The 25924-nt window shown below is 49.6% G+C and carries 22 protein-coding genes; 13 read left to right on the top strand and 9 right to left on the bottom strand.

Features of this window, described 5'->3' with window-relative positions:
- Positions 1–7: 7 nt before the first annotated feature.
- From A8707_RS14305 to A8707_RS14290, 4 genes are all read left to right on the top strand, one after another.
- Positions 8–781 carry an ABC transporter ATP-binding protein gene (locus tag A8707_RS14305; protein ID WP_068817922.1) on the top strand — a complete coding sequence of 258 codons (774 nt, stop codon included), beginning with the start codon at positions 8–10 and terminating at the stop codon, positions 779–781.
- Between the two features lie 77 nt (positions 782–858).
- Positions 859–2097, top strand: a complete 1239-nt coding sequence (locus tag A8707_RS14300) for an anhydro-N-acetylmuramic acid kinase (RefSeq protein WP_331711722.1) — start codon at positions 859–861, stop codon at positions 2095–2097.
- 100 nt (positions 2098–2197) lie between these two features.
- Positions 2198–2644: a hypothetical protein gene (locus tag A8707_RS14295; RefSeq protein WP_068817920.1), complete on the top strand. Its 447-nt coding sequence runs from the start codon at positions 2198–2200 to the stop codon at positions 2642–2644.
- Between the two features lie 180 nt (positions 2645–2824).
- A complete protein-coding gene (locus A8707_RS14290; RefSeq protein WP_068817919.1) occupies positions 2825–4351 on the top strand; it encodes a serine/threonine protein kinase in 1527 nt (508 codons plus the stop codon).
- Between the two features lie 101 nt (positions 4352–4452).
- Here A8707_RS14290 and A8707_RS29735 read toward each other — a convergent pair whose 3' ends face one another.
- From A8707_RS29735 to A8707_RS14260, 6 genes are all read right to left on the bottom strand, one after another.
- Positions 4453–5391 carry a MarR family winged helix-turn-helix transcriptional regulator gene (locus A8707_RS29735; protein ID WP_231948077.1) on the bottom strand — a complete coding sequence of 313 codons (939 nt, stop codon included), beginning with the start codon at positions 5389–5391 and terminating at the stop codon, positions 4453–4455.
- Between the two features lie 119 nt (positions 5392–5510).
- Positions 5511–6011, bottom strand: coding sequence for a phosphohistidine phosphatase SixA (gene sixA, locus A8707_RS14280; RefSeq protein ID WP_068817918.1), 501 nt, complete (start codon positions 6009–6011; stop codon positions 5511–5513).
- A gap of 50 nt (positions 6012–6061) precedes the next feature.
- On the bottom strand, positions 6062–7318 hold the full coding sequence (locus A8707_RS14275) for a DHH family phosphoesterase (protein WP_231948076.1): 1257 nt from the start codon (positions 7316–7318) through the stop codon (positions 6062–6064).
- A gap of 264 nt (positions 7319–7582) precedes the next feature.
- Positions 7583–8080, bottom strand: coding sequence for an HNH endonuclease (locus A8707_RS14270; protein WP_068817917.1), 498 nt, complete (start codon positions 8078–8080; stop codon positions 7583–7585).
- Positions 8081–8188: 108 nt separating this feature from the next.
- Entirely contained in the window at positions 8189–9172 is a 984-nt protein-coding gene (locus tag A8707_RS14265; RefSeq protein WP_068817916.1) for an alpha/beta fold hydrolase, read from the bottom strand.
- Between the two features lie 70 nt (positions 9173–9242).
- Positions 9243–10325 carry a hypothetical protein gene (locus A8707_RS14260; RefSeq protein WP_068817915.1) on the bottom strand — a complete coding sequence of 361 codons (1083 nt, stop codon included), beginning with the start codon at positions 10323–10325 and terminating at the stop codon, positions 9243–9245.
- Positions 10326–11091: 766 nt separating this feature from the next.
- Between A8707_RS14260 and A8707_RS14255 the strand changes: the two genes are divergently transcribed.
- The 3 genes from A8707_RS14255 (at position 11092) to A8707_RS14245 (ending at position 15880) form a co-directional block, all read left to right on the top strand.
- Entirely contained in the window at positions 11092–14193 is a 3102-nt protein-coding gene (locus tag A8707_RS14255; RefSeq protein ID WP_231948075.1) for a plasmid replication protein, CyRepA1 family, read from the top strand.
- A gap of 83 nt (positions 14194–14276) precedes the next feature.
- Entirely contained in the window at positions 14277–15065 is a 789-nt protein-coding gene (locus A8707_RS14250) for a tryptophan-rich sensory protein (RefSeq protein WP_068817913.1), read from the top strand.
- 278 nt (positions 15066–15343) lie between these two features.
- A complete protein-coding gene (locus tag A8707_RS14245) occupies positions 15344–15880 on the top strand; it encodes a GAF domain-containing protein (RefSeq protein WP_068817912.1) in 537 nt (178 codons plus the stop codon).
- 9 nt (positions 15881–15889) lie between these two features.
- On the opposite strand, the gene A8707_RS14240 is transcribed toward A8707_RS14245, so the two are convergent.
- Positions 15890–17566 carry an MBL fold metallo-hydrolase gene (locus A8707_RS14240; protein ID WP_068817911.1) on the bottom strand — a complete coding sequence of 559 codons (1677 nt, stop codon included), beginning with the start codon at positions 17564–17566 and terminating at the stop codon, positions 15890–15892.
- A 390-nt stretch (positions 17567–17956) separates the two neighbouring features.
- On the opposite strand from A8707_RS14240, the gene A8707_RS14235 reads away from it, so the two are divergent.
- A complete protein-coding gene (locus A8707_RS14235) occupies positions 17957–18562 on the top strand; it encodes a DNA-3-methyladenine glycosylase (protein WP_068817910.1) in 606 nt (201 codons plus the stop codon).
- Here the strand turns inward: A8707_RS14235 and A8707_RS14230 are convergent.
- On the bottom strand, positions 18559–19119 hold the full coding sequence (locus A8707_RS14230) for a hypothetical protein (RefSeq protein ID WP_068817909.1): 561 nt from the start codon (positions 19117–19119) through the stop codon (positions 18559–18561). The genes A8707_RS14235 and A8707_RS14230 overlap by 4 nt on opposite strands.
- A gap of 861 nt (positions 19120–19980) precedes the next feature.
- Between A8707_RS14230 and A8707_RS14225 the strand changes: the two genes are divergently transcribed.
- The 5 genes from A8707_RS14225 (at position 19981) to A8707_RS29720 (ending at position 24892) form a co-directional block, all read left to right on the top strand.
- Positions 19981–21708: an ABC transporter permease gene (locus tag A8707_RS14225; protein WP_068817908.1), complete on the top strand. Its 1728-nt coding sequence runs from the start codon at positions 19981–19983 to the stop codon at positions 21706–21708.
- Positions 21709–21748: 40 nt separating this feature from the next.
- Positions 21749–23116 carry an ABC transporter ATP-binding protein gene (locus A8707_RS14220; protein ID WP_068817907.1) on the top strand — a complete coding sequence of 456 codons (1368 nt, stop codon included), beginning with the start codon at positions 21749–21751 and terminating at the stop codon, positions 23114–23116.
- 422 nt (positions 23117–23538) lie between these two features.
- Positions 23539–23748, top strand: a complete 210-nt coding sequence (locus A8707_RS29730) for a hypothetical protein (protein ID WP_231948074.1) — start codon at positions 23539–23541, stop codon at positions 23746–23748.
- Positions 23670–24524, top strand: coding sequence for a magnesium transporter (gene mgtE / locus A8707_RS29725; RefSeq protein ID WP_331711721.1), 855 nt, complete (start codon positions 23670–23672; stop codon positions 24522–24524). Before A8707_RS29730 ends, mgtE begins: the two co-directional genes overlap by 79 nt.
- A complete protein-coding gene (locus tag A8707_RS29720; RefSeq protein ID WP_231948073.1) occupies positions 24506–24892 on the top strand; it encodes a magnesium transporter in 387 nt (128 codons plus the stop codon). The genes mgtE and A8707_RS29720 overlap by 19 nt, the downstream gene beginning before the upstream one ends.
- 20 nt (positions 24893–24912) lie before the next feature.
- Here A8707_RS29720 and A8707_RS14210 read toward each other — a convergent pair whose 3' ends face one another.
- Positions 24913–25914 carry an RpnC/YadD family protein gene (locus A8707_RS14210; RefSeq protein WP_231948072.1) on the bottom strand — a complete coding sequence of 334 codons (1002 nt, stop codon included), beginning with the start codon at positions 25912–25914 and terminating at the stop codon, positions 24913–24915.
- Between the last annotated feature and the right edge of the window lie 10 nt (positions 25915–25924).

The raw sequence follows: 25924 nt of genomic DNA, 5'->3' as shown, positions 1-25924 counted from the left end.
GCTTATCATGAATAACACTGCCCCTCTGCTCGAAGTTGAAAATGTCTACGCTGGCTACATCAAAGACCTAAACATCTTGCAGGGGGTCAGCATGAAGGTTTATCCGGGCGAGTTGGTGGCGATTATTGGTCCCAACGGAGCCGGAAAATCGACGCTGGCAAAGGCGGTGTTTGGCTTGCTGACTCCTAATCAGGGCACGATCGTCTTTAAGGGCGAAAGCATTGCAGGGCTAAAATCCGATCAGATTGTCCGACAGGGTATGTGCTATGTGCCGCAGATTTCCAACGTCTTCCCGTCTCTCACCGTCGAAGAAAACCTGGAAATGGGCGCGTTTGTCCGCGATGTTTCGCTCCAGCCACTCAAAGACGAGATTTTTGCTAAGTTTCCTCGCCTCGCCGATCGTCGTCGCCAGCGAGCCGGAACGCTGTCGGGAGGCGAACGGCAAATGCTGGCAATGGGCAAAGCGTTGATGCTGCAACCCAGCTTGCTGTTGCTAGACGAGCCTTCAGCCGCGCTGTCTCCGATTCTTGCCAACAGCGTCTTTGAGCAGATTCAGCAGATTAACCAAAGCGGAACGGCGATCGTCCTAGTCGAGCAAAATGCTCGTAAAGCGCTAGAGATGGCAGACCGAGGCTATGTTTTAGAAGCGGGACGCGATCGTTTTGAGGGTCGCGGGGCTGATCTGCTCGACAATCCCAAAGTGGGAGAACTCTATCTCGGCGCAGGAAAATCGGGCGTTGCTGAATCTGGCTGTGAATCAAAGAATTTGCCCTCACCCTAGCCCTCTCCCGCAGGAGAGGGAACAGGATTTCTAGCTCTCCTCTCCTGCGGGAGAGGGGTTGGGGGTGAGGGTCATTCATAGTTCTATTCAGCAACGCCAAAAATCGCACTAGCATTCAAGCAAGGAGACAACAATCGATGCGGGTAATTGGTCTAATCAGCGGCACTTCTGTCGATGGAATCGATGCGGCTCTGGTTGAAATCTCAGGCACCGTCCACGATCTCACCGTTCAGCTTTTGGCAGGAGAAACCTATCCCTATCCCCCTAACCTGAGAGAAAAAATCCTTTCGGTCTGTAGCGGGGCGGCTCTGTCAATGGCAGACTTTGCGGAGTTGGATGACGCGATCGCCGCTCAATTTTCTCAAGCCGCATTATCGATTCAAACTGGGCACCCGATCGCGGAGTTGATTGGCTCTCACGGGCAGACCGTTTATCACAGACCGAGAGAAAAAGATGAGAACGGAAGGATGGAGGCTCAATTAGGATATAGCCTTCAGTTAGGTCGAGGTGCCACGATCGCCGATAAAACAGATATCACAACCGTCAGCAATTTTCGAGTTGCAGACATCGCGATCGGAGGGCAAGGTGCCCCACTCGTTCCGCCCGTTGATGCCGCCCTACTGAGCCATCCCATCTACAGTCGCTGTGTTCAAAACATTGGCGGCATCGGCAACCTAGCTTATCTGCCCGCAACCTCCGCGCCTCACTCCCAAAAGATTCTCGGCTGGGACACCGGACCTGGAAACGTGCTGCTCGATCTCGCCGTTCAGCAGTTCTCGAATGGGTCAAAAACCTATGACCAAAACGGCGCTTGGGCAGCCACCGGGCAGCCGTGTCAAGCTTTGGTCGATCGCTGGCTTCAGCAAGACTTTTTCCAACAACTGCCTCCCAAATCCACGGGGCGAGAGCATTTTGGATCGGACTATCTGCAAACCTGTCTTGCGGATGCCGTTGCTTATCGGCTCAGTTCTGCCGATATGTTGGCGACTTTAACAGAACTGACGGCTGCGTCGATCGTTCACAGTTACCGATCGTTTCTGCCTCAGATGCCCGACCAAGTTCTGCTCTGCGGTGGCGGCAGTCGCAACCTATACTTAAAACAAAGAATACAGAACCTACTCAGTAATATTCCTGCAATGACCACTGATGAAGTAGGTTTAAATGCAGACTTTAAAGAAGCGATCGCCTTTGCAGTGTTAGCCTACTGGAGACATCGCAAGATTCCTGGTAACTCCCCTGAGGCTACGGGTGCATCAAAAGCGGCACTTTTAGGGGAAATCAACTACGCTCACAAAAACTCCCGCGTGATAGCATAAAGTGCCATTAGAGCCGCTGGCTCGCCTTTGGGCATAATCTCACTAGACCCCAAAATCTGCCAGCCATCTAGTTGGTCTCAATGACGCAAGGAATGGCACTGTGACCCACACCTTTTTAATAGAACCAGGACGGTGGACCCTTCACGGAAGCTGGTTAGAACGTCACGGCTTGCCCATCACCGTCAAAGGCAAAATACTGGTCGCTTGGAGCCGCGATGACTGGTTTACAATGGTGACAAAACTGGTTTTTCCCAACACCGATCGAGAAGAAATTAGCTTTCAATACAAGGGGCGATTAGACTCTGGAGAGCGCCGCTACAGCTTTGTGCTGCAACACAGTCTATTGGGTCGCGTCGAAGGAGAAGGATGGGTCGCCCCTGACTCGATCGTGCAGCGCTATTGGGTGCTAGGCGATCGTCAACGCCGCAGTGGCTTTGAGACGATGGTGCGCCTCGACGATAATAAATACTATCTTTCAAGCGGCATTCTCTCAGGGCACTACTTAACCAGCGCAATGGAAGCAACCCTAGAACGACAGCTAGAGTAGCCGTCTCTCGTTACTTTAGGGTTTAAAGTGTCCATAATTGAAGCTACCAATCGGTATCATTCTTTACGACTAATTTAGTCTGATTGATTGAAAACTTAAACTCTACAATAGAGTAGCAGACTAAGTTTGGCGGGCAAACCTAGCATTCCCCTTCCCCCTGTGCAGAATCGTTCACCTTCAATGGCAGACTCTAAAAGCGAATCCCTATTGACCAATCGCTATCGGCTAATGGAGTTGATAGGTCGCGGCGCAATGGGGCAGGTTTATCGAGCTGAAGATGTGTTGCTGGGCGGAGTCATCGTCGCTGTCAAGTTTTTAGCACAGACTTTGCTGACTCCGAGAATGCGCGATCGCTTTCGCAGTGAAGCTCGCACCTCTGCGCTGCTCAGCACCAAGAGTATGCACATCATTCGCGTGATGGACTATGGAGTCAACGACGAGGGGGTGCCCTTTTATGTGATGGAATATTTGCAGGGTCACAGCCTCAGCGAAGTGATCACGACTCAAAACCTGCCGCTACCCAGGTTTCTCAGCACTGCCCGTCAGATTTGCCAGGGGCTTCAGTGCGCCCATCAAGGAATCGCGATCGATGGCTCGGTTTATCCAATCATCCATCGCGATGTCAAGCCCAGTAATATTCTCGTCAGCCAAGACCCTAGCTGGGGTGAGCTGGTTAAGATTTTAGACTTTGGCATTGCCAAAATTCTGCAAGCCGATGCTAATCAGACCAGTTCATTTATGGGCACTCTCGCCTATTCGTCTCCTGAGCAGATGGAGGGAAAAGAGCTAGATTCTCGATCGGACATCTATAGTCTGGGGGTGATGCTGTTTGAGATGCTCACGGGCAAGATGCCGCTGCAAGCGGAAACCCATTCCTTCGGCAGTTGGTATAAAACTCATCACTTCCAGGTGCCGCGCAGTTTTGAAGCGGTCAATCCTGATTTAAAGGTTCCCAAAGTTTTAGAGAGCCTGGTGATGAGCTGTCTGGCAAAATCAGCCAACGATCGTCCGCAGACCGTGGGCGAAGTGTTAAGAGCACTAGAACCATTAGAGCAACGCTATAACGCGACTCGTCAAATCAGTCACCGCATTGGGGAAGCGTTGCTAAGGCGACCAGTGGCAGCTCCAGCGCGAGATCCTGAAGCGCTTTCACCCGATGAAGCGTGTCAACTGACGACTTGGCCTCAAGATAAGCCCATCGCTCAGATTGTCTTTCCTCATGTGTTGAAAACTAGGCGAGAAGAAATCGCAACCGTCTGGGTGATGCTGCACCAGCAGGAGATCGAAAACCTTCAGTTAGGCAAGCTTTATAACAAACTCTATAAAAACTTTTTGTGCTGCATGTCTCCACACCCAATGCTGCTGTGGATGACTGCCCTTTATAACCAGCTTCACCATAAAGAAGCAGATCCGCGTTGGCTGCGTTGCTATCTAGATTTAAAGTCGGCTCAAGGGCAGCAAATTATCCGCCTGTTGGTCGAGCGTAAGCAATATCACGTTTTGTTTTTCGCCCTCGAAGACCCGCAGCACTGTGCCTATGTGATGCCGATGGCGCTCAATGATTCTCAACTCTCTCAACTTCAAACGTGGACTGTAGACAGCCAGAATTGGAGGTCGATTGGAAACCCCGCTCTCAGCAAAGAGGTTCTCAAAGGGGAGTTTGAAAAGCTCAAACCCAAAATTATCGGAGACTTAGCGGGTCGTTAAGGAACGTGGATTCATTAAGGTGCAATTTTCTGCTCTCGCCAACCCTTCGTGAGGAGGGCAGAAGCTGCCTACAAGTTTTACAGCTTATTTAATTCACGATCCTAAGTGAGATTCTCGCTCGACTCGTTGATCCACTGTGAAAACTGCTCTTGCTCGGATGCAGAAATTCCCTGCATGGTTTCTTGCATGACTTTAAGGGCGATCGGCGGCAGCACTTGGCTGAGTTCTTGTCCTGCATCGGTCAGCCAGATTCGCCAAACGCGGCGATCGTGAGAGTCTCGTTCGCGGCGAATTAGATTTCGTTCTGCCATGCGATCGAGCACTCCCGTTAACGTGCCGCCTACTTGCTGAAGCTGATCGCTAATATTTGAGGTTGCTAGCCCGTCTTCTTGCCAGAGACAGCAGAGCACAATCCAATGAAATGGCGTTAACCCGATCGGCTCTAAATTCTCTTGAAAAGTGCGGGTCAGCAGTTGAGCTAATAGTTTGATGCGATAGCCCAAGCTATAGGGAGCCAAAATCTCTTGCCAGCCTCGCCTCGATTCGGTCACGTCTAATTCGATCGAGCCTAGCGACTTTTCAGAGATGGGAAGCGTAAATCGCTGCCTGTTAATCAGCATCCGATCGAGGAGTTGAGACAGCCGATCTCGATCAGCATAGGAGATGCCTTGCAAAGCGACTTCCCGCAGTTCGATCGCGATCGGGGGCAAGGTATCCTGCAATTTGCGACCCTCATCAGTGAGCCAAATCCGCCAAACCCGCCGATCGTGAGCATCTCGTGTACGGCGAATCAAATTGCGCTCTGCCATGCGATCGAGCACCCCGGTGAGAGTGCCGCCCACTTGCTGTAGTCGATCGCCCAGCACAGACGTTGCCAGTCCGTCTTCTTGCCAGAGACAGCAAAGCACAACCCAGTGAAAGGGCGTTAACCCAAAGGGATCAAGACGTTCTTGAAATTTGCGCCCTGATAGCTGGGAGAGCAGTTTGATCCGATACCCAATTCCGTGCGGAGCCAAGATGCCTTGAACCTCTGATGACAAAGGTGAATGGTGTGAGGGCAAAGAGATCATCTTGGATTTAAGAATTACTTAGAACACTTAATATAAATAATTCTACCGGAGTCTGCTGTGACATCAGTTCTAAATTTCGTGAAGAGTTTTTAAGCGATGAAAAATCGAGGGAGAGTGAGCCAAAATAGCTGGCTGTTTGAGATGGGCGACCCGGATAGAGGAAGAGTTAGCCCGATCGCGCCCGCTTTTTTTAAAGTGAATTTTCCTTGAGATTCACCCCAGATCAAAATCTCAGCCCAAGCACTCAAATCTGGCTCATGACCCACCAGTGCGAGCGACTTTTCAGATTCTTTCCAGCCTTCTAGCCAATTCACCCAGTCTTGAATGTTGCCACCCGGAGCGAGATAGGCAGCGTCTTCGAGATGTTTGGTTAGCCCAGCGTCTTTGAGAATGGCAGCCGTTTGCTTTGCCCGAACTAAAGGACTCGTCAAGATTAGATCAAACTTCAAGTCCAACTCAGCCAATCGTTGAGCGACTTGCTGAGTTTTGCGCTTGCCTTCATCGGTTAAAGGACGATCGGCATCGTTGTCATAGTCGCCGTGCTGCCCTGCCAAGCCGTGACGGATCAAATACAGATTAAAAGTTGCCATAAAAAAGGGTAGAACGCTCTCCCTTCCGTTCTACCCTTTTCACGGATGATTTAATTCACGCCTTTGGGATAGTTTTGCTCAGGATTGACCAAGTGCAGCAGTTTTTGTTTGACTTGGGCATCATGAACGCTCCACTTCATCTTGGCGTAATCGCTGTTTTCGGTAAAGCCAGACAAAAAGCCCATCGGAATCTCGAACCCGCCTGCCTGCAGTCGTCCGCCGCCAAAAAAGCGCCCTTGAGCGTCTTGCCCAAAAGCTTCTTTGATAAACTCGTCGGGATCAAGGGTAAGCTTATTCGTTCTGAGCGAACCGACGACTACCTCTAGTTCTTCATCTTCATCGTGAACGATGCCATAAACGACGGCGGTATGGACATTTTCTTCAGTGACTAAGAAATCGGCGGCTTGGGGGATCGCGTCGCGATCGTCATAGCGCAGATAGCCCACACCCGCGATCGAGAAGTTGTTGTGAATCGTGCGATTTTTGAGCGATCGCTCGATCACGTCCATGACTTGCTTCGATCGAGCCGATTGCAGCACCGCGTTAAGCAACTGAGCGTCATAAAATCGACTCAGATAGGCGGCTGCTAAGAAATCTTCTTCTTGAGCCTGCATCAGACGGTTGGTGTCTGATCGCAACCCGTGCATCAGCGAAGTCGCACATTTGACGTGTTCAGTCAGATTATTGTCGAGCTTTAGCAGCCCAGACTGTAGGTATTGCGTCAATATCGTAGCGGTCGCACGAGTGTGAGGACGGATATCGATAAATTCCGCCTTCATGTCCTCTTGCATACTGTGATGGTCGATGACAACCGCGATCGGCACTCCAGCCTGCCGCATCGATGCAAATAGCTGGCTCGTGGTTCCCTGATTGTCGATGAACACGCAGCCTTTATAGAGAGACAGATCTTTCGTCTTCAGCGACTGCACCGTCCAGCGTTGAAGCGGCAACCCGGTGAGCTTGACGAGCGCAATATTTTCTTGGTGACTGAGCGTTCCTGCATAGACGATATCGCACTGAATATCATATTTTTGGGCGATAAGTTTATAAGTCCACGCGGAAGAGAGCGCATCGGGATCGGGAAAGTCTTGCAAAATCACAACTTGACGATCGCCGCGATGCCGTTCTAGCGTTTGCCGAAACCCATCGATTTTTTGCTCTTGTTCGGGCGATCGAGCCGCGTCGTAGGGAAAGCGACCCCGATACTCACTGGCGTATCCCATTCCATTTGCCGCTTTGACAGCAGGCTCAAGAGTCGGATATCCAACCGTCGAACTCGCACTTAACGCGAGAGAGTCTGGTTCCATTGTGGTCAGTAAGGTGTTAAGCGATGAACTCGAATCAGATTGCATAGTTGAGTGTGACACAACGGAGAAGCCCAGGACGCTGACCTGGTTTGGCATTTCTGCCAGTTTGGAATGAATCTTTAACCGCTTGAGGCGATCACTTCCTTGATCTTCGCAAAAAAACTCATAAAACGGTGAAGTCTGATCAGGTTTCTCCCTCAAGGCAGACCAAACTCTGTGCATCTCATAAATTAATCAAAAACCCCAAACCAAAAAGGCAAGGGGTTAGATACCAATGACATATTTGCGCCACTCTTGGTTCACGCCGTTTTTGACGTGTTTGGTGACTTCAAAGTAGAGACTGCTGTAAGGCTTACGAGGTGGATGTTGAAGCGGCATATTCGCCTCTTTGGGGGTGCGACTGCCTTTCTTGACGTTGCAGCGCACACAGGCAGTCACAATATTTTCCCAAGAGTCGCCGCCGCCGCGCGATCGAGGAATCACATGATCTAACGTCAGTTCATCTCCAGAATAGCCACAATATTGGCATGAGTGACTGTCTCGATGCAGCAGGTTCTTCCGAGTTAGAGGAATTTCTTTGTAGGGAACGCGGACATAGTGACGCAGCCGGATCACCGTTGGCAACGGAAACCCTGAATAAACGTATTTACCGTTATGTTCGACCTGCTCTGCTTTACCCTTGATCAACAAAACGACCGCTCGTCGCCAACTGGTTATGTTGAGCGGTTCGTAGGAGGCATTAAGCACCAGAACCTTGCCCATTGCTCAATCACTTAAGACAATATTTGCAGTGATGCTAACACATAACGCTGGGGAGGGGTTTGAGTTCTAAGGATAATGACGACTCGGTAACGGGAAGGGAGTGAATAGTTAAGCTTGATTGTTGAACTTAAAAAGAAGTCGTTGCACCGCTTCGAGAATGACTTCGGGTTGGTCTACCCAGACAAAATGACTGCTCCGATCGGCGGAGATCTGCGAAACGTCAGTGGAGAGCTTGCTCAGTTTAGATTGCATCTGGTCTCTCAGGCGATCGGCAAAGGGAATCGGAAACGAAAACAGTCCCAGTGAAGGTTTGAGAAAGTGTTTGGCTTGAATGCTGACGATCGGGAGATTGCCCAGGTTTTGCGCTTGCTGAAGCTGGCGACTGCTAGTGTTGAGTGAACGCATTTCTCGACTCATCGCTGCCCAGTGATTTGAGCGGTAGAACGATCTCATCACAGGCTTGAGGGCGGCGGTCGAAAAATTTCGCAACGTGGGCTTAAGAAGATAAAAAAGTCCGATCGCTCCACAGAGGCGAATGATTCCTAGAAAGGCTCCGATTTGTGCTAGCCCAAAAGAGAGCGTCAGGAATGCTTTGACGAGTTTGAGAAAGACGGGCATTTTGAGCATCAAATCTTCGTGGAGTCCATCAGTCAGCACTATGCCAACCACTTTTTGGGGAAACTGATGGGCATAGAGACGCATATTATAAGACCCAAAAGAATCGCCAATTAAAAGGTAAGGTGGCTCGATGTTAGCCATTGTCAGCAAGGCATCCAATTCATTCACAATTTGCTGGCTGGTTCGAGGCTTTGGGCTGGGCTGACTCCATCCATAGCCGGGACGATCGTAGATAAAAACCCGTGATATTTTAGAGAGTTCTTCGATTAAGAAATAGCCATCTAGCCCACCTAAACTGTGATCGAGCACAATGGTTATATCGCCCTTCCCTTTCCACCAGCAGTGAAATCTACGCCCATCTAGTTTAATGACTGTTCCGGGAGGATTTATGGTTTTATCTTCAAGGATTCTGGATATCAGTTGATAAGCGATCGCGATCAGCAAAAATATTAGCTGCCTAGAAACTTCTGCCACTTTGGTTGATTAAATCTTGTTTTTGAGTGCTTCAAATCTCTGACTTCCTGCAAAGTCAGTACTATTTAATTTAACTGCATTTCAACTTTGCTGGATTAATTTGAAACTGTACGCTCACAATCTTGTTTTTACCAGGCAATTCTTGTGCGCCTAAAATGTAGCCTTCCTGCTTTAATTCTTCGACAGTGCGCCAAAAAATTTGATTATTTCGAGAAGAATTGCTGCCTAATAAATCTAAGTTCTTAAAGAGATATTGTTTGGAAATAACAACATATTGACCCTCTTGAAGAATGTCCCATTTCATGCGGCTGGCTAAGTAGATCAAGAGCTTAGTTTTATAATCACTTTTGGCATTGCTGCCCAACTTTTGAGTGATGTCAATATTGTTTGCGAATAAGACAGAATCTCCCGTGCGGGATGGACCGTCAAAAAATTCTAAAGAAATCGTGTAAGCGTCGGCTAATTCATAGGTGTAGTCAGCGGCTTTGCTGAGATCAAAATCGCGAGGCACGTTGTCAATCTCGTAGTCTTTGATTCGCAGCACGCTTTTGATCATGACTTTGGCACCCATATTTTGAGTGCCCTTTCTAAACGATTGAGCAAGCACTAATTCGGTGCGATGAAGGGAGACCAAATCGCAGTTGAGCTGCGATCGCAGCTTCGAGGCAAAGCCGCCATCTCTCGTGCGAGTGTAGCCCAAAATTTCTAGCAAATCATTCGATCGGAATGTGACGATCGCGCCATTGTTTTGCTGAGAGGCGAGTTTGTAGAGATAGAGAACGATCGAGACTTGGCGAGGGTTGAGAAACGTCATCAACGCCACAAATAATCGCTGAGTTTTGCGATCCTGGATCTTTTCTAACCCTTTGCTAATGCCCTTGTTGGCACAAACGCTCCAGTCAAGTTTGGCATATTCGACTTTGAGATCTTCCCACTCTTCGGCAGAGAGATTTTCGAGCGGCACCCGTCGAATTAGGGTGAGTTCACTGTTTTCTCGCGGGTCTGCTTCGACGCGCACTTCAAGATAATAACCGTCTGCGTCAGACCGCAAGATCGGCAGTTGCAAATCTGGGTTTTTGAGAGATGCGGCAGCCCTGGGCAACACCATCAAGAGTTGCCCGTCTACAGGGAACGTTGCCTCTAATTTTTTCATCGATCGTGAATAAAAGGACGGTGACTCAGGTTTGTGGTTACCCACTGATAGGGTCTTGCCAGCAACCACAAACGGCTAACCGTTCATATCCTGCATTAAGGTTTCCATTTTGTCCAGCAATTAGACGCTACCTATAGCGGTGTGAGATCTGAGAGTTTGGGTGACACCCTGCATCTAGGTAGTACTTTCGCTCTGATTCTATAACGCCCGCGTATGTTTTTCGTTCGCTAACCCGTCACTCTAGCGTCTACCTGTTACCTGTAACTTTAGCGTAGAGGAGGTCCTCAATCCTGTAACTTTAGCGTCGCGTTTAGTCCATCACTCAGACATCACTCTAAGCAAACAGAAATCTGTTTCATCAAGCGTTCCATCCTTTGTCCTGTAACTCTAGCGTCCACCTCTCGCCTGTAACTCCTGCGTCAGAACAACCCTTGATTCCGTTACTCCCGCGTCCGGCTTTTACCTGTAACTTGCGCGTAGAATTTGCCTGTAACTTGCGCGTATGGGTTGTGAATGCCTCTTGAGTTGTCAAATCTTCAGTGTTAATGTCTCATTCACACCACGGCGGTTGATCAAACTACTATCTGTGGTGTGACGACAAACCCTGCTTTGCTAGATGTAGCCTGACCTACCACTCAGACTGACTCCGACCTACCACCGGATGCTATCTAGACAAGCAAAATCCCTCTAGCGTCCCTACCACAGTCTGCTAAAGGGGTCTGAATGCAACCTTGTGATCCCAACATTTTGCTGGGAATCGATTCTTATGCTGACAAATTGTATCAGTTGTGGCGACTCAATGCTAGAGTCGTCTTCATTTTGGCAACCTTCGAATTCGGCTCCAACGACCTCTGAGCTTGCCGTTGAGCATGAACAAGAATGGCTTGAAAGTGGAGTCGATCAAGACCTCATTCGCTTGAATGTGCAGACGTTGCATGACACGGCGGTCGATCCCTTTAGCCACGAGGTTTCTTACCCAATCGCCGAGCATCTGCACTGGAGCGTGACGCGCTTTGGGCAAGAGGCGCGGGCAAATGTGCGGGGCTGGTGGGTGAGCGGCATTGACCCGTTTAGCGACTGGCAGCGCATGGAATGGGGGCGGTTTAAGCCAGATGCTGATACACCTGTGTTCGATCGGGCGAAGCGCAAGCCTGCTAAGTATCTCAGTCCCAGTTTGGGCAAGGGGTCTAGCCGGCTCGTGCTGTTGGATGTGCCTGAGTCGATTTGGCGGCGCGTTGCCGGTCGCTACCAGGTCGCAATCCCTACAGAACTTGAGGATAAAAAATCTTTCTGGCAGTGGGTTTGGGAGAATAATCTGCCGCTGGTTTTGACTGAGGGTGAGAAAAAAGCGGGATGTTTGCTGAGTTTGGGATATGCGGCGATCGCGCTACCCGGAATTTTTAGCGGCTATCGCAGAGATACTCGGCAACTGATTGCAGAGTTGGCACACTTTGCGACAGAAGGGCGATCGGTGCATATCTGCTTTGACTATGAGACGAAACCAAAGACGATTCAAAACATTTTGCTGGCAACGTCTCGGCTCGGTCAACTGCTGACCCGTGCAGGCTGTGAAGTCAAAATTATCGCGCTGCCGGGACCTCAAAAAGGAGTGGACGATTTCGTCATCGCTTGCGGACAAGAGGCGTTTGAAGAAATCCACGAGTCTGCGATCACGCTGGAATTTTGGCAAGCTTCTCGGCTGTGGTCTTTGACTTATGCGCCAACGATCGCGCTCAATCAGCCCTATTTGGGAGATTTGCCTTATCCAACGTCTGGTTTAGTCGGAGTCAAAAGTCCGAAAGGGACGGGTAAGACAACGGCGCTGCAAAATTTGATCAAATCCGCTCGATCGGACGGGCGAAGAGTCTTAGTGATTACGCATCGGATTCAGTTGGGTAAAGCAATCTGTAACAGCTTAAACCTGGACTGGATCGAAGATGTTCAAGAGTCTGAAACTCAAGGGATGTATGGCTATGGCTTGTGTATTGACTCGCTGCATCCCGGATCAAAAGCGCGATTTAACCCCGAAGATTGGGAGGGCGCGATCGTCATTCTCGATGAGGTCGAACAGGTGCTTTGGCACGCGCTCAACAGTTCGACGTGCTATCACCAGCGAGTCAGAATTCTAGAGACATTGAGAGAATTGGTGCAAATCGTTCTCTCGACACAAGGATTATTAATCGCCCAAGATGCTGATTTGTCGGATGTCAGTTTGGACTATCTAAAAGGACTGGCAGAATTCCCGATCGCGCCCTGGCTCGTCACCAACCAATGGAAGCCCGAACTGGGTTGGGATGTGTCACTCTATGACACCAAAAATCCCGCTCCGCTCGTCGCTCGAATGGAAGACGTGATTAAAACCGGAGCCGTGTTTGTTTGTGTCGATTCTCAAAAAGTTAAAGGCAAATGGAGTTCTAAAAACTTAGAGACTTATTTAAAGTCACGCTTTCCAGATAAGCGCATTTTGAGAATCGATAGTGAAAGTGTTGCCGATCCCGAACATCCGGCGTTTCGAGTCGTCGATCGGCTGAATCAAATTATTCCCGACTACGATATTGTGCTGTCAACTCCGACCATTGGAACCGGAGTCTCGATCGACGTTCGCGGACACTTTAAAGCCGTGTTTGGCATCTTTCAGGGAGTCACGCCCGACTCAGAATCGCGTCAGGCGTTGGCACGAGTGCGCGAATCAGTGCCCCGGTTTGTGTGGGGCGCGCACTTCAGCCCGGTCAAGATTGGCAACGGAAGCTGCAACTATCGAGACGTGGCGCAATCGATGACCAAAGCCGTCAAATACAACATTTCTCTCTTAAAAGAAGTGGACTTTGATTTGGACGAACAGAGCGACCCGATCGCGCTTCGCACTTGGGCAAAAATGGCGGCACGAGTCAACGCCTCACTCTGGAGCTATCGCAAAGAACTTCGCAACGGCTTATTGATGGAAGGTCATCAAGTGACGACGGTTACTGACGATGCGACCAAGATTTTTACCCAAACTGCGGTCACTGAAGAAATGCTGTATCTACTCAAAAATGGCTCGCTACAAGTTCCTGGATTTGAATTTCTAGACTGGCGACACACCTCACAAACCACTGAGCAAGTCGTGCAGGCGATTACAAAAATTAGAACTCAAAATCAAAAAGCAGAAGCGATCGCGATTTCAACTTCTGCTGAATTGAGTCTCTCAGAATACGACCAACTCAACGGTCAATCATCACAAACGACACGCAAACGCAACAGTAAACGCAAACACGAACTGCAACGCCGATACTCAGTTGAAATTACGCCAGAAGTCAAACTCAAAGATGACGAAGGTTGGTATTCTCAACTGCGTCTACATTATTATTTGACTCACGATCCCAACTTTGTGCAACTGCATGACATGCAAGAGCTTCAAGGACACTTGGATCGAGGAAATGGCAAAGTCGCCGTTCAAGATTTACGGTTGCTAACCGCCCAAGTCGAAGCGCTGCGATCGCTCAAACTTCTCGACGTGTTTAAACTTGACGAAAAGATCCGCGCTACCGATCCCGAAGTGCAGCACATTGTCTCATTTGCAATGCAATATAAAGACGACATCAAAACTCTATTCAACGTCACCATTACCGAAAAACTGGCACCGATGGCGATCGTGCAGGCGCTGCTCGGCAAAATTGGCATCAAGCTCACCTGCACCGGACGCGATCAGGCTCCTGACGGGCGACGCGGCGGAGTTCGGGTTTATCGCTATCATCCGCCAACCGACGATCGAAAAGCCATCTTTGACGAGTGGGAAAAGCGTGACTTAGCCACTTTGCAAACCTTAATGGACGTGACCGGATGCGGCTCATTCGAGGATATGGATGATTGGATGCAGATGTCTGCTTAGAAATCCAAAAACCTGAAGTCAGACAGAGATAGAGCGCTGATATTCCCGTTACCCTGAAGAGAGTCACTCAAGGATAGGCATCTATGCAGCGCTCCGATCGCTCTCCTCAATCAGTCTCTAGTCACCAAATTGCGACAATCGCGGCGATTTTGGGCGCGATCGCGGTGAATGCCCTCTCTAATTTCTTCCCGCTCAATGGGCTGAGCATCGGCGCAATTTCAAATACGCTTTTTGGTGGGGTTTTGGTGACTCCTGCCAACTATGCGTTTGCGATTTGGGGCGTGATTTATTTAGGGCTGATCGCCTTTGGCATCTATCAAGTCGCCCCGGCTCAGCGAGAGAACGTTCGGCTGCAAAAAGTGCGATCGCCCATCATCGCCGCGTCTCTCCTGCAAATCCTCTGGGTGTTTGCCTTTCAAGGACGGCTATTTTGGCTCTCAGTTGTGATAATGATTGGCATTTTGTTGTCGCTAGTCGCAGCATTTTTGCAGCTTAGAAAGGTGGACGATCGTATTTCTCGCACTGAGAAATGGCTGATTCAAATTCCCATCAGCGTTTATTTTGGGTGGATTACCGTCGCATCTGTGGTGAATATTGCGTCCGCTTTCTATGATTCTGGCTGGACGGGTGGCGGAATTTCTCCAGCGATCTGGACCGTGATCTTGTCAGCAGTCAGCGCCGCGATCGCCGCAGTCATCACGCTTCGATATCGCGATGTTGCGTTCCCGTCGGTGATTATTTGGGCATTGGTGGCGATCGCTATTCGTCAGATAGGTCAGTCTGCCCTTGTGATGACAGCGCTCGGACTCGCGATCGGATTGGGATTGCTGATTCTCTTCGTGAAGTTTAAACCTAGAGCATTAGTGCGATAGACCTCTTGCAAAAGTCTCTGCCCTCACCCTAAATCCCTCTCCCACATTTGGAAGAGGGACTTTGAAATCTGGCTCCCCTTCTCTCAAGCTTAGGCTGGGGAATGAGGACATCTTCAGACTGCAAGAAGTTTAATGATTCCGGTTGCTCTAGTGTCCATCAAGCTTAAATTTTGCTGTCAAAAATCGAAGGCGCTTGCTTTCACTGGTATGAATTTAAGTAACGTTTAATAAGTTCTATAAAACTCGCTGTCTGCTGTCCAAATCTCAAGCTCAGAGCCGTGCAAGTTTATTCTGATTCAGATCCCGATCGTCTTCCTCAACTGACTCATCCTCCCAATCTTCAACGAGTGCTCGATCGACTCGCTGGCAATATCGAGCGAGATAACTTAGTCCAACAGACCGCTGACCAAGTTCGTGATGCCCTTGAAGTCGATCGAGTGGTTTTATATTATTTCTATCGCCAATGGAAAGGGCAAGTCACCTTTGAGTCTTTGAGTTCTGACAGATTTTCTATCTACGGCTCGACTGGACCGGATGAATGCTTTAACGGTGACTACGCCAGAATGTATTTAGAAGGACGAGTTCGAGCGATCGCAGACATTGAGACCGAAGTGATCGCGCCCTGTCACCGTGAGTTTCTTCGCAATCTGCAAGTGCGCGCTAATCTAGTCGTGCCGATTCTGACCGCCAAAGGGTTGTGGGGGTTGCTCGTTGCTCATCATGGCTCGATTCGTTCGTGGTCACACTACGACATTGAGCAGGTGAAATCAGGGGCAGAAACCTTGGCAGCGGCTCCCTCCATTCGAGAAAGCTGATGACGAAAGTTATAGATCGGACTCGTCTTCAACGTCTCGCACCTCAACCTCTGTCGAGATCATCAGTGGCTCAAACACTGGACAATAGCCATCCAGCGTGACTTTAAAGTTAAACAACGGCGAACTCGGATTCCAGCAGCGTTGCCCTCGACAGTGACGGCAATTTGAGCAGCAGTCTTTCAGCGTCCCGTCTGCCGAAATGGGTGAGCGATCGCCCCCCGGACTCAATAACTCTCGCTGATGTAGCCCCCGCAAAACGAGATCTTCTCCTTGCCAACGGGCTTCGATCAGCCCGGTGTCTGCAAGAGTGCGCCAGCGAGGATCAGCCCTAATTGCGTCGGGTAGCGTAATCGTTACCACCGTTCCCAGTTCGGCTAACTCTCCTTCATAGCTGTGGTCTGGGGCGGCAGGTTGCAGAAAGGTTTCTCCGATCGGCAGCTCAACCAAGGCTCCGATCAAGGGTGAATGCAGATGATATCGGTTGTGCAGTTCTTCTAAGCCCGTTAAGTCTGCCAGATAAGTCGGCGACCCATGCACAAATACCACATGCTGAGGACGCAAATTGTGAATCAGTTGCGTCGTACTCGGTCCATCGCAGTGCTGTGCCAACAGATAAGATTCAACACTCACCTGCACAGACTCAGCCGAAAGGAACGAAGAAAGCTCTTGAGAGTCGATTTCTAGCTGACTGCTCTGTTGAGGAAACAGCACCAGCCATGAAGAATCGGAGTGACAAAACTCGTTGAGGTCAACGGTCAAATCTGTTAAGACAATGCAGGGAGACTCGATTGAAGATCGTCGATCGGGCTGCAAATGCCGCACATGGGGTCGCACTCGCTCATCCCAAAAGAGCGGTTGGTGACGCGCAAAATTCTGCACAGAACTGGGCAGATGAGGCAGCAAATCTAAGTAGGCATCACAGCCTGCGGCAACCGTTCCATCGACCCAAATCGTCAAATCCCGCCCCGTAAACAAATGATGGCTCCGCAGCAGCATCAGCAGTTCTTGCCCCAAACCGAGAGTTGGCAACGGCAGCAAAACGGATTGCCCTTGGGCGATCGCGTGACTAATCCGCTCGATCAGTTGGTTTTCTTGCTGCCGCCGATGCGGATATCGAGCCGTGCCATAACTGCCTTCCACAATCAGCACATCTGGCTCTAATCCCCGCAATTCCTCAATCCGCAACCCTTCGACGAGCCGAGAATTCGACAAAAAGAAATCGCCTGTGTAAATCAGCCGATAAGGGCGATGACCCTCCGATCCAGGGGGTGTATAGGTCAGCAAAATCACAGCCGCTCCGGGCAAGTGACCTGCTGGAAACAATTCAGCAGTTAGCCCGTCACAAAATTCCACGGGCGATCGCCACGGCAACGCATGGCAAAACTGAGGCACTGACTCCCCAATCCAGTTTAGTGGAAGCAACTGAGTCGTGACTTCACTGGCATAAATCGGCAGTTTAGGAAAGGCTTGATGAAGCGATAGCAATCCTCGTGCATGATCTGAATGAGCGTGACTGCACAACACCAAATCAGCAGGAAACGCCAAATCAGAGCGTTGCTGACTCAGAGGTGAAACGTCTCTTAAGCCACAGTCCAGCAAGATCCGATACGGTCCCATGCGAACTAGGAGAGACACTCCTTCATCGGCATGACCAACGCCATAGGGCAAACATTCCAGTTGAGTCACGTTGGATGGCTACTTTCTGTTGTCTAAAATTATGAAGCCTAAGTTGAGTGAATGGCTAATCGTAGGAGGGGATTTGCGATTCTTAACACTCGATTCACCCCTCACACCTTTGAAATCTCTAGTGTGCTGATCCATTACCGTGATAATTGTCGGAGTCATAAAAACCGTTACGGGTGCCAAAAAACAGGCAGGCTATCGTAAAAACCCCAGTGAGAACCAGTAAAACAAGTTTGACATCCATAATGGTTATAGCTTTCTATGATGGTTTTTGTAGAGTTGAGTCGTGCTAGAGGCACATTTTGCTCGGAAGTTCCTAGCTCAACACTACCGCAAAGATCCTCAGATCCTAGCAAACCAAAGATTTTTGACAGATTCTCCTAAAGACTGAAAATGACGATCGATTCATCTTTTATTCAACCTGAGTGGCTATCACGATCGTCTCTCGAAGTCGCGCCTGATCTATTAGGCTGCACTTTGGTGCGCCAATTTGACGATGGGCTAACGCTTCGAGGCATGATTGTTGAAACCGAAGCTTACACGGTGGGCGACCCGGCGTGTCATGCCTATCGACGACAGACCAATCGCAACCGCATCATGTTTGGCGCGGCGGGAATGAGCTATGTCTATCTCATTTATGGGATATATCACTGTCTAAATGTGGTGACCGATCGAGACGGGGTGCCCAGCGCTGTATTGATTCGGGCGCTGCAACTCGACACTCTGCCGCCTTGGTGTATAGATGAAAAGTTAGCTCGCGTTGCCGCAGGTCCTGGCAAACTCTGTCGGGCGTTCAAAATTGATCTCACGCTGACTGCCCAACCCTTTCAACCAGGACAACCTCTGTGGTTAGAGCCTCGAAGTTCCCGATTTCAGGAGCAGATTGAGCAGGACTCGATCGGGTTCGTTCAAACGACTCGCATCGGGCTAACTCAAGGAGCCGATTCGCCTTGGCGATGGTATGTCAAAAATTGTGCGGCAGTCTCGAAAAAAGGTTAAAGAACCACCTCTTTGCCTCGATCGGTAAACCGGACTGATTTAATTTTCCATTGAGCATTGCTGGTTAAAGTTTTGCGAAGACTGCCAAAAATCGCCATTTGTTCGCAGCTTGAGAGAGACACCAACTTGCGCTTTGAGTCGGGCGCAACTCGCAGATCAATGGTTGCGACACCAGAGGCAACATTCACCCGATATCCAGACAAGCTGAAGTCGGCACTATCCGCGTTTTCTAAGACCTTGCCCACGGCTGCGGCGATCGGTTGATTTGCCGAGACTGCCGTTTTTTCTGCCACAAAGTCTCGACATTGGCTATCCAATTTATAAACGTTTACAGGAACTGTCTTTGCAGAAACTACCGAAGAGGTTTGAACGGGTGAGCTTGTGCGAGATGCCGCAGACGGGCTTTCTTTAGGAGCAGGCGATGAACTGGGACTAGGTGTGCCCGTCGGACTCGTCTCTGGAGACGATGCAACAGGCAGATTAGAGGGAGCCGTACCGCAACTACTCAATACTACTGAAACGGTCAACGGCACGACGTAAAAAAAGAGTTTGTGCATTCTTCCGGTTTTTGGCTTCTTGCTTAAGAGAGGAGAGACATACCTCTGAGCGCTGATTATGAGCTTTATCATCGTTAACAAAAGTGGGATCTTTGATTAAGAAAGCCATCTCCACCGTTGTAGGTTTGTGGCTTCGGGACGAACGAAGGCGTGCATCCTACCTCTGCAACAAGAGAGAACAGAAATAAAACCATATAGATAGAAGTTAGGACTTACGCATTGACAGAAGATCCAAAATAGCAGGTGTGGTTTCCAGCCCTTTGAGCTTGATTTTTCGGTTCCTTTCTGCCTGATCTAAACCCCAAGAGCGGGATATGTAAAAGGCTGAAGCGACGTATTTGCGTTGATTCACAATATGTCCATTTTGTACAGTGCGTAAGTCCTAGAAGTGATCGAATCCCACGGTCTCAGAACCAGTGGACGGCTTGAGTGGAAGTTAGCTCTACCAGAGGCTTTGGCAAACCTAACTGTTCATTCTTTAAAGATGGGTAGATTAGCATGACCAGCTTTGGAAGCGGTAACCCGATAGAGTCGAGCCAGTTGGTAAGCTGTCGTAGATCTCCTTGCGTCTGCATCAGTTTTCAGCTTACTTTGAATTGAATCTACTGAACGCCTTCGCGAAGAGTTTTCTCAATAGAATGATCGATCAATACTCCGGACATTTTTTTGAACGGTTCCACAAGGCTTTCAGAGTTTATGGTTCAAGGATCGAGCTATTTTTTCAAAGTTAGCTCTGCCTCTGACTTGGAAAAAAAGATCTTGTCCACGGCAGAATAAGGGTTTGAGCCTTAAAATCTGCTCAAATTTTGTCCGGAGTATTGATCGATGGAAGCGCCATAAAAACTTTATAACGTTATTTCTATGCTAAAGCGAACGTTTCCCTCTCCTGAAGCTCTACGACGATTCCCCTTTGGGCTGGCAGATATTGCTGTCATTCTGGGAACGCTAGTACTCCTTGCCCTAATCGCCCGGATCGGTGCAGGAACGCTAGTCAGTTTTCAGCCACCCGATGTAATGCCAGGAATTGATCTCGATCCACGCAATCTGCCGTATTATGCAGGGCGATCGACCCTGCGAATGTTCATCGCTTTGCTTTGTTCAACAGTATTCACTCTCGTTTATGGCTATGTCGCTGCCAATAGCCGTCGTGCTGAACGGGTGATGATTCCACTGCTAGATATTTTGCAGTCTGTGCCAGTGCTAGGCTTTTTGTCGATCACGGTGACGGGCTTTATTGCCCTGTTTCCAGGTAGTCTGCTGGGGTTGGAAGCTGCCTCGATTTTTGCAACGTTTACCAGCCAAGTTTGGAACATGACCTTTTCGTTTTACCAATCACTGCGGACAGTGCCTAAGGAACTGGATGAAGCTATGACGCTCTATCGTCTGTCGCGTTGGCAGCGGTTCACCAAGCTTGAAGTGCCTTCTGCCATGATTGGACTGGTCTGGAATGCAATGATGAGCTTCGGTGGAGGCTGGTTTTTTGTGGCGGCGAGTGAAGCCATCAGCGTGTTGAATCAGAACTATACGCTACCGGGGATTGGATCATACGTAGCAGCCGCGATCGCCAAAGAAGATCTCCCCTCTTTGGGCTGGGCACTGCTGACGATCGCCGTAGTGATTCTGCTCGTTGATCAAATGTTTTGGAGACCTTTAATTGCCTGGTCAGACAAGTTTCGCTTAGAGCAAAGCGCCTCTGCCGATACACCGCAATCCTGGGTCTATGACCTGCTGCAAACCGCTCGGATTCCTCGGCTCTTAGGGAAGGCTCTCACTCCGATTCAAGACAGGATCAATCGGCTGTTGTCTGCCCTCACGCCTCCTTCTCCTCCACGTTCTGATGCACCAGAGCAACCAAACGATCGCCTCTACAGCTTGATTTTGCTGTTTGTCGTAGGGGCGCTGGTCGTGACTGCCATCCATTTCATCTTGACGACTGTGGGCATCAACGAAGTGGTGACGACCTTTGGGCTGGGCTTGCTGACGTTGTTGCGGGTAACGGTGCTATTGATTTTTGCCACGCTAATCTGGACACCGATCGGCGTAGCGATCGGCTTCAATCCAAAACTGGCGCGGCTATTGCAGCCTGTGGTGCAGTTTCTGGCATCTTTCCCAGCAAACTTTATTTTCCCGTTTGCCACGCTCTTCTTCATTCACACCCATATCAGCATCAACTGGGGCAGCATTTTGCTGATGTCTTTGGGTAGTCAGTGGTATATCTTATTTAACTCGATCGCGGGCGCTCAAGGCATTCCAACTGACCTGCGTGAAATGTCGATGGATGTAGGACTGCAAGGCTGGCAGCGCTGGCGTAGACTGATCATTCCCGGTATTTTCTCTGCCTGGGTGACGGGCGGCGTGACTGCCAGTGGCGGAGCCTGGAACGCCAGCATTGTTTCAGAGATTGTCTCTTGGGGGCAAAGCACCCTGATTGCAACAGGGCTAGGAGCCTATATTGCCCAAGCTACAGCCGTTGGCGACTGGCCTCGCATCACCTTGGGCATCGGCATGATGAGCTTGTTTGTCGTAGGGATCAATCGTCTGTTGTGGCGGCGACTCTATCGACTGGCAGAGACCAAATATCATCTCTAGAAAGACGTGCAAGATATCATCGGTAAAGAGACGTGTAACGATGACAACTATGCAAACGCCCCCCGATTCGCTCATTGCAGTTAAACAGGTTCACAAAAGCTTTCCCTTACCAGATGGGAAAGGCGAGTTTAACGTTTTGCGAGACATTAATATGACCGTTCGTGCGGGTGAAGTGGTTGCCCTGTTGGGACGCAGTGGTAGCGGCAAAAGTACCTTGTTGCGGATCATGGCAGGCTTGATTCCTCCTAGCCAGGGGCGAGTGTTTAGCAATGGAAAGCCCTTATATGGGGCAAACAAAAATGTGGCGATGGTGTTTCAAAGTTTTGCCCTGCTGCCTTGGCTGACTGTGCAAGAAAACGTTGAGCTAGGTCTAGAAGCTCAGGGGATGCCGCGAGATGAACGCCGACATCGGGCATTAAAGGCGATCGACCTTGTAGGCTTAGATGGTTTTGAGAGTGCCTATCCCAAGGAGCTATCGGGTGGGATGAAGCAGCGAGTAGGCTTTGCGCGAGCCTTTGTGCTGGAACCCCAGGTGCTGCTTATGGATGAACCTTTCAGTGCCCTGGATGTGCTGACCTCCGAGAACCTGCGGGGTGAGATAGATGACCTGTGGAATGCAGGCACGTTTCCGTCAAAAAGCATTTTGATTGTGACCCACAATATTGAAGAAGGCGTGTTTCTTGCCGATCGCGTGATTATTCTCGGTTCTAATCCAGGGCAGGTGCGTGGGGAAGTGGTGATCGATCTGCCGCGCTCCCACGATCGGACTAGCGATCGGTTCAAAGCCCTAGTCGATTACATCTACACCATCATGACCAACCCAGAAGTGGAAGTAACCGCTAGTGCACCCGCGATTGTCTCTAAAACGCCTACAGAAACTCCTGTACCGAGATCGCCTTATGCTAAAGCATTGCCCCATGCTAGAGTCGGCGGAATTAGCGGATTGTTAGAACTGATTATCGATCAACCCGATGGCAAGGATGACATTCCTCGACTAGCAGAGCGCATTCAGCTAGAGGTGGATGACCTATTGCCGATTCTCGATTCGGTTGTGCTGCTAGGCTTTGCGGAAGTGTCTCAAGGCGATGTTCAGTTAACTGAGATTGGGCAGGATTTTGCTACGACGACGATTCTGCGAAGTAAAGATTTGTTCCGTCAGCAGGCGTTGCAGAATGTGCCTATGTTGAGCAGTATTGTGCAGACTTTACAAGAAAAGCGTAGTCGATCGATGCGGGCAGATTTCTTCCTAGATTTACTGGATGAATATTATCCTCACGAAGAAGCCGAACGGCAGTTTGCAACGGTGGTTGATTGGGGGCGCTATGCTGAATTGTTTGAATATGATGCCAGCGAGGATCGGCTGTATCTGCCGGAGCTGGTCGCTGCCGCAGTCACCGAGGAACCGTAATGACACGGTTCCTCGCCAGTTGTCTCACATCTTTGCAATCATGACTATTACTCATATCAAATTGATCCATGAATACGTCAGATAATTGATTGACCCGATGCCGTAGAGACGTTCCGGTGGAACGTCTTGCCAATTTCGCTACGACACTGGATCTGTCACATTCAAAAATTAAATAGGTATCAGATCTTTATCCTCTGAGTCGAGCGGGCTTTAACATCGCCCTCTTAACTAAAGGCTCAACTGCAACCTGTAGGACTGAAATGTGCCTTTTCACAGTTAATATATAATTAGCAGCACCCTAAGCGGATGTTGATGTTGCATTTTTTAAAGTTCATGGACCAAAGTCCATTACCCCACAGTATTAAACTTCTTTAGCGTCGGAAGCCTTAGTCTTCCAGCGCGAGGGAGATTGAGGAGGTTTCATGCTAATCCCGGAAAGTCGCACTTCCCTGTCTGAGATTGCTGATCTCAATCAGCTTAAGCACGAGTTAAACGAAATGCCCCCGATCGACGTGGGCGATTATGTTACCGAACTTCCTCCTGAAAACGAGCGATCGCGTTTCGACTGCTCAACAAAACCCAGGCAACCGACGTTTTTGAATATCTGCCCCAAGAGATTCAAGAAGACCTAATTGGGTCGTTGCATAACGTCCAGGTCTGTCAGATTGTCGAATCGATGCGCCCCGACGATCGTGCCGAATTGTTTGACGAGCTTCCCGCCGGGATTGCTAAACGACTTGTTCAACAACTCAGCCCCGAAGAACGACAGGCAACCACCACGATTCTCGGCTATGCAGAGGGCACCGCAGGTCGGGTGATGACCACCGAATATGTCCGGCTGCGACAGGGCTTAACGGTCGGCGAGGCACTCAGCAAGATTCGGCTGGCTGACCGAGATAAGAAAACGGTTTACTACGCCTATGTAACCGACAATAATCGCAAGCTCAAACAGGTCGTTTCTCTGCGGCAATTACTCTTCTCGATTCCCGATGTGCGGATTGAAGATATTGCCAGCGATCGAGTGATTAAAGCCAAAACCGAGATGCCGCAAGAAGAAGTTGCGCAACTGATGAAGCGCTATGACTTGATTGCGGTGCCTGTCGTCGATCGTGAAGAGCGTCTCGTGGGGATTATCACAGTCGATGACGTGGTAGATATTCTCGAACAAGAAGCCACCGAAGATATTCAAAAACTGGCAGGGGTCAGCGGCGGAGATGAATCGTCGCTCTCTCATCCCCTAGAGAAGCTGCGGAATCGGCTGCCCTGGCTCGTGGGTGTTATGGCGCTCTATATTGGGGCATCTAGCGCGATCGCGCCGTTTCAAAAAACGATTTCAATGGTGCCTGTTCTTGCCGTGATCATGCCTCTGTTCTCCAACACGGGGGAACAGTGGGCATCCAAGCTTTGACGGTGACGATCCGATCGCTAGGCGTAGGTGAAGTCACTCCAGCAGATACAATGAAAATTCTTCGCAGGGAATTATTGGCGGGTTTGGGAACTGCCCTAGCACTAGGAACCACAATGGTTTTGCTGTCATTGATTTGGACATCGCCCGAAACCCGCTGGGTCGGATATGTCGCTGGAATAGTTATGGCAGCAAATTCTGTGATCGCAGTGACACTAGGAACCTTACTTCCAATGGCTTTGAAGCAATTAAAACTTGATCCGGCTTTGATTAGCGGTCCTCTCGTGACGACGATGCTAGACACGATCGGATTTATCCTGTTCCTAACCCTGATCACGATCAGCTTAAATGTTCTGCATCTGCCGACTTAAATCATGAACATTCACCCAAATTAACCCCGAAACCTTTCTAGCAGTTGTTCTCGCGACAGTTGTAGTAGAAGTGGTGTGTATTCCTCAGCGGGGAATGTCAGGACCGTAGAAATCAAAGCAGCGAGTTGAGCATCTACTTCACCAAACCGAGCTTTCAGTAAGTTCTCGACGACCAAGCGTTGTCCTGCTTGCGTACCTTCTTGTCTGCCTTCTTGTCTACCGCGCTCGACGGTTTCTCGTTCCCACTGTAAATAAGCTTGGTTAATTGCCATAAATGAAATCCGATCGTCCTCATCAAGGTCTTCAACTCTCATAGTAATTCTCCAAGCTGTTAAGAGGTTTAAAGTTTGGAAACGGCGCGGGTCATCTTCAGGCAGTGCAAGAATTTCTTCAACGGCTTGCTGCTGAGTTTTGCCTCTTCCCAAAATCCTGAGCCAGAGGGTGTCTGGAGTTTTAGGAAGCTGATGAATCACCACGATCGAGGTTCTCAAAGCGGCAGGAAACGAGTAGATTCCGGACAGCCAGTCTAGAGATTGAATGGCACCAAAACTGTTGAGAGACATCTCTGAAGCAGTGGGCGACAAAATCCACAGGTGGGGAAGTCTATCCTCTGAGAGCGAGGCATCTTCGCGTCTAGCTTGGCGCTGTTGGTCAGAGTGAACGAGAAATAGCTTGAGTAAGCACGATCGGATCTCTGAAAAGCCAGGTGCGTTACGATAAGGTTCGATCAGGCAGGGCGTTGCGGCGATGCGTGCCAGTAGACCTAGACTGCGATCGGGCGGAGCAGATGGCGAAAACCAAACATCCACAAATCGAGATTCTCCAGCAATTTCTCGATTCAGTTCAACGGTGCCGAAGGGCGAGAGAAATTCTTCTAAAAGCTGTTTAGAGAAGGCATCAAAAGGAGTGCGCGTCATGCAAGCGATCGTCGAATAAGTACAAGCATACTTCTTTCGAGGAAATCTAGACGTGGGTTGTTGGGACGATCGTTTTGCGTTATGAATGGTGAGTTGTTCTCTCACGCACCCCTTC

Source organism: Phormidesmis priestleyi BC1401 (assembly GCF_001650195.1).
Lineage (GTDB): Bacteria > Cyanobacteriota > Cyanobacteriia > Leptolyngbyales > Leptolyngbyaceae > Phormidesmis_A > Phormidesmis_A priestleyi_B.
This window is presented reverse-complemented; position numbering and strand designations above follow the sequence as displayed.